5 protein-coding genes are annotated in these 4,526 nt (G+C 40.2%); 2 read left to right on the forward strand and 3 right to left on the reverse strand.

What is annotated here, in order from left to right:
• Positions 1-161: 161 nt before the first annotated feature.
• Positions 162-1,340 (reverse strand): HD-GYP domain-containing protein, encoded by a 1,179-nt coding sequence (locus B3L97_RS03965; protein WP_286934229.1) that lies wholly within the window; start codon positions 1,338-1,340, stop codon positions 162-164.
• A 260-nt stretch (positions 1,341-1,600) separates the two neighbouring features.
• Between B3L97_RS03965 and B3L97_RS03970 the strand changes: the two genes are divergently transcribed.
• Both B3L97_RS03970 and B3L97_RS03975 read left to right on the forward strand, forming a co-directional pair.
• Entirely contained in the window at positions 1,601-2,638 is a 1,038-nt protein-coding gene (locus B3L97_RS03970; protein WP_286934231.1) for a pyridoxal phosphate-dependent aminotransferase, read from the forward strand.
• Positions 2,639-2,643: 5 nt separating this feature from the next.
• On the forward strand, positions 2,644-2,952 hold the full coding sequence (locus B3L97_RS03975; protein ID WP_024822171.1) for a YerC/YecD family TrpR-related protein: 309 nt from the start codon (positions 2,644-2,646) through the stop codon (positions 2,950-2,952).
• An 84-nt stretch (positions 2,953-3,036) separates the two neighbouring features.
• Here B3L97_RS03975 and B3L97_RS03980 read toward each other — a convergent pair whose 3' ends face one another.
• Together B3L97_RS03980 and B3L97_RS03985 are read right to left on the reverse strand one after the other, a co-directional pair.
• Positions 3,037-3,741: an endonuclease III domain-containing protein gene (locus B3L97_RS03980; protein WP_286847637.1), complete on the reverse strand. Its 705-nt coding sequence runs from the start codon at positions 3,739-3,741 to the stop codon at positions 3,037-3,039.
• 15 nt (positions 3,742-3,756) lie between these two features.
• Positions 3,757-4,526 (reverse strand): S16 family serine protease (locus B3L97_RS03985; RefSeq protein ID WP_286934232.1); only part of this gene is annotated, 770 nt, incomplete at its 5' end.

The following is a 4,526-nucleotide window of genomic DNA, read 5'->3' on the forward strand; positions in this document are numbered from 1 at the left end:
ATTGACACAAGTGATTTTTATTCCAGAATAAAAATCACTTGTGTCAATTACCTGACTCATTCATTTCGTACCTCCTAAAAGTTCAGAGCTTGATAACGGATCAGAGTAAGGATACCGCATATTAGTCTAGGATGCAAAGAGCAGTCAAAGTTCGTTTTCCGTTACCCTGTATATTTTTCATAGATGTATCCTTTCCGAGGTGCTATAACAACCTTATTGGATAAATTTTCTATTGGTTTCTTGATAACGTCAGTACATACTTTTCGAATAAATAAAGAAGGGACACGTTCTAAATCAAGAACCTTTTCTTCCTTTGAAGATGTTCCTTCCTCTTCAGGAATATACACTCGAGGTTGTAAAATATTCCGGAAACGGGTTTCAATAACCACAGCTTTTCTATGATCAGAGAGCTCTACTACACTTCCTGGCGGATAAAGTCCTAGCGTAGGTACGAGAGCCCGCGCTATAAAAGGATCAAAACGAACTCCAGCGTTCGTCATCACGAAAGAGAGCCGCTGTGAGCTGGTAGTAATATTTTGTTGGGATAGGGAATCAAAAGAGTTAGCTACAGCAACAATCCTTCCCATTAAAGGAATTTCTTCCTTTTTTAGTCCGCAAGAGCCCCTTCCATCCCACCTCTCATGGTGATAACGTACTCCTTCTAAAATATCCTCGTCCTCAACTCCTCCCTCTCTCATCAGAGCTTCTCCAAGGACTGTATGTTTTCCTTGTTCTTCTAGGGGAAGCGCTAATAAAGTTTTTCCAATATCATGCAATAAGCCAGCAATAATAGCCTTCTTGATAGTGTCCTTCCAGTGAGGAAATAGTTGCTTCGCTATAAAACCGCTCAATAAAGCTACATTAATAGAGTGTATAAAATATTTTTTCTCTTCTTTATCATCGCTTTGGAAAAGGGAGAGAGTAATGGAAGAAGCCTGACAAACTTCATCTTGTAATAGATTCCCTGCATACAAGAAAGAGCGAATGCCTTCGCGACGAACCCGCTTATTCTGTATATTTTTACAAAAAACTTCAAATTGATAGGATATAACTTCTGCAAATCGTGGACTGATGACTAGCAATGGAGGATCTAATTCGGGAAATATATGAGAAAAAGACTCGAAAGTAACTCCCTCCGATAAATGTTGAGGGCGAATCCACACCCATTCTATATGATGCCGTTCAAGATCTCTGATAATATCTGAATGCTTGGCAAAAAGAGATTGCACGTCAGTGCCCTGTGGGATAAGAATTGCCTTATCCCGGCTCATTACATCTTCGACAATTATTCCTCTCCACTTCTCTAAATTTTTAATAGATACCTTAATAGCCTCCTCCACTGTCTCCCTCCGCAGTATATTTATTCGATTCTTTATAATATGGATCTATATTACACTAAAACAAAAAAACATGTACTCTCTTTTATGCTTTGTATTAACGGATAGGGAAACATACTATTTTTCCCCCCAAAACAAATTTATAGCTGTTTTGCCACAACTTTCTTTTATTCCAGTTGACAGCTTTTACCGTGAATGATAGACTGCATTTATTAATTTTCATTCTTTAATTAGCTGAAGTCCCGAAGGGGAAGGAGATTTTTATGTTTCGTATTGAGGACATGGTTCGTCTGGATAAAAATGAAAACCCTTTTTTGTTGCCCTCTTCTATCAAAGAAAAGGTTCTTTCCGCGCTCCGTGAAGTAGAGTGGAATCGCTATCCAGATTCTGGATATAAAGATATAAAGGACGCACTAAGCTCATTACTTCATTTCCCGAACAAATTCTTTGTTTTAGGGAACGGTGGAGATGAAGTTTTATGCCTTCTTTTCACCGCATATGTACAGCCAGGTGCTACTGTTCTCACTTTCTCGCCGTCTTTTTCCGAATACGCCCATCTTTGTAAGGTTTTTCATGCTCGGCATATAACAATTCCTATAGATATGACTGATGGGTTGTGTTCTTTTAATGAAAACCTTTTCTTTGACACTATGCAAAGAGAAAAACCAAGCCTCGTTCTTATTGATTCGCCTAATAATCCTACAGGAAAGCAAATGCCTCTCCAATTTATACAAAAAGTAGTTTACGAGAACAGTGCTATAACGGTCATAGACGAAGCATACGGAGAATTCGCTCCTTCTACCTATCTCGAAACATTGAGAGAACAAGATTTCCCCCAAAGGATCGTGGCACTTAAGACACTTTCAAAAGCATGGGGACTTGCTGGAATCCGCTTTGGCTATGGAGTTTGTCACCCTGATGTCGCTCATAAGCTTAACAGTATTAAGAGCCCTTTTAATATTAATGTCTTAACAGCTGAAACTGTTAAGATACTCTTAAGAGAACCTCATCTACTTATAGAGAAAACGCGGCAAATCTGCAATCTCAGAGATAGTTTTATAAAAAAATGCCAGCTTATTCCTCGCATACAAGTGTATCCAAGTAGCGGCAATTTTGTTTTTATTCATGTACCGGAAGAAGAACGTCAAATAAAGAAAACCTTTAAGGAAGCTGGCATCGCAGTAAAATTCTTTTGTATTTCAGGCACGAGTGGGTCTTGGATTCGTGTTTCTATTGGTGTAGAGACAGATCTTGACAGAGTGCTGCACTGCCTTTCCCAAATAGTTTTAACGAGGAGGTAATAGTAATGGCCGAGAAGTGGAAGGATCAACTGACCGATCAATTGTGCAAAGCTTTCTTATCCTTGAACACTGAAGAGGAAGTATATAGCTTCTTGGAGGATGTTGCCACTATTGGAGAAATCCGAGCTTTAGCACAACGCCTTGAAGTAGCGAGATTACTGGATGAAAGCTATACATATCCTCAAATAGCGCAACGAACTGGGGCAAGCACAGCTACTATTAGCAGAGTAAAGAAATTCTTAGAGTATGGTGCTGATGGGTATCGCCTTGTGCTTAACAATCTCAAAGGGCAAGAAGAACAAGACGAAGCTTAATAAAATATTTTCAAAGAAATGGCTGTCATATTATTTATATGACAGCCATTTCTTATAAATGCTAAAAAATGCTTGAAGGAAAAACTACTTATTATCCCTTAGCTTGCCTGCAAACACACAAAGATCCGCTACGGAACACTGGGAACAACGAGGGTTACGAGCCAAACAAATATTCCTACCATGAGTAATAATATTCACATGCCCCCCTAAATAACGATGCTCTGGAACAACTTGCTCCATAACAGCCCCTATTTCCTCAGGCTTGCAACGTTCTTTAACCCATCCAATTCTTTTCGAAAACCGCGAAATGTGGGTATCTACAGGAAAAGATGGAAACCCTAAGTCAAAAAGCAGGACACATGCTGTGGTTTTGGCCCCCACGCCTGGAAGATGCAGAAGAAAAAATTTCGCTTCTTCCAAGCTCTTTTCTCGCAAGCTCTTCAAAGAATACGCCCCAAAGGTCTTATAAATTTGTTCTAATATCTCAAGAATGCGCTTCGATTTAACATCAGAAAGACCTGCGACTCGAATAGCTTCTCGAATATCTTCAGAAGAAGCTGTTGCTACAGACTCCCACGAGGGAAACAACTTCCTGAGGTTCATATATCCCCTATCGCGATTCTTATCATTTGTGTTTTGCGAAAGCACTGTCAAAATTAAACCATCCAAAGGCTCCTCGTGCCGCAAATGTGGAGGGTTCTCTTCCATGTGCCAACATTTTTCCAGTCGATCAAGAATCTCTAAAACATGGTCGGGGTTAGGAAGTTCTGTACATGACAATTTCAGCAACGCACATTCACCAGCCTATTCTTCTGTCTTCTCTGATTCCTTTTCTCCATCAATTCCAAATTCCTTTTTAAGTCGTGCAGCTTCTTTCATCCAAGAAACAAGTTGTTTTTTAACGAGGCCATGAATAGAATCTTCAGGATATACCCCTTGCTCATCAGGAGCTCCCGCTGGTTTTCCCGTAAGGATCTCTATTCCCTGATCTATAGTGTCCACTGCCCAGATATGGAAATTCCCCTCCGAAACAGCATCAAGGACTTCCTGACTTAACATTAGATGAATTACGTTGCGTTTAGGTATCATAACGCCTTGTCTCCCAGAAAGCCCCTTCGAATTACAATATCGGAAAAATCCTTCTATCTTCTCGTTAGCGCCGCCAATAGGTTGTACATTTCCAAACTGATCCACAGATCCCGTTACAGCAATTTCCTGCCGGAGAGGGACATTAGCAAGAGCCGAAAGCAAACAGTAGAGTTCGGTAGAAGAGGCGCTATCTCCTTCGATTTCACTATATGTTTGCTCAAAAGCAATACGGGCCGAAAGTGAAAGAGGCATATTCTGAGCATATTTCCTTCCAAGATAACTAGTAAGGATAAGGAGCCCTTTATTATGTATAGGGCCTGTAAGTTTAACCTCGCGCTCTATGTTCACTACCCCTTCTTGCCCCATATATACATTAGCTGTAATTCTTGAAGGATGACCAAAGGCGTAATCTCTCAAATCAATAACAGAAAGACCATTAATCTGCCCCACAGCAGCTCCTTCTGTTTGTATATGAATAACTCCCT

Origin of the sequence: Aminobacterium sp. UBA4834, assembly GCF_002400205.1 — a bacterium.
GTDB lineage: Bacteria > Synergistota > Synergistia > Synergistales > Aminobacteriaceae > Aminobacterium > Aminobacterium mobile.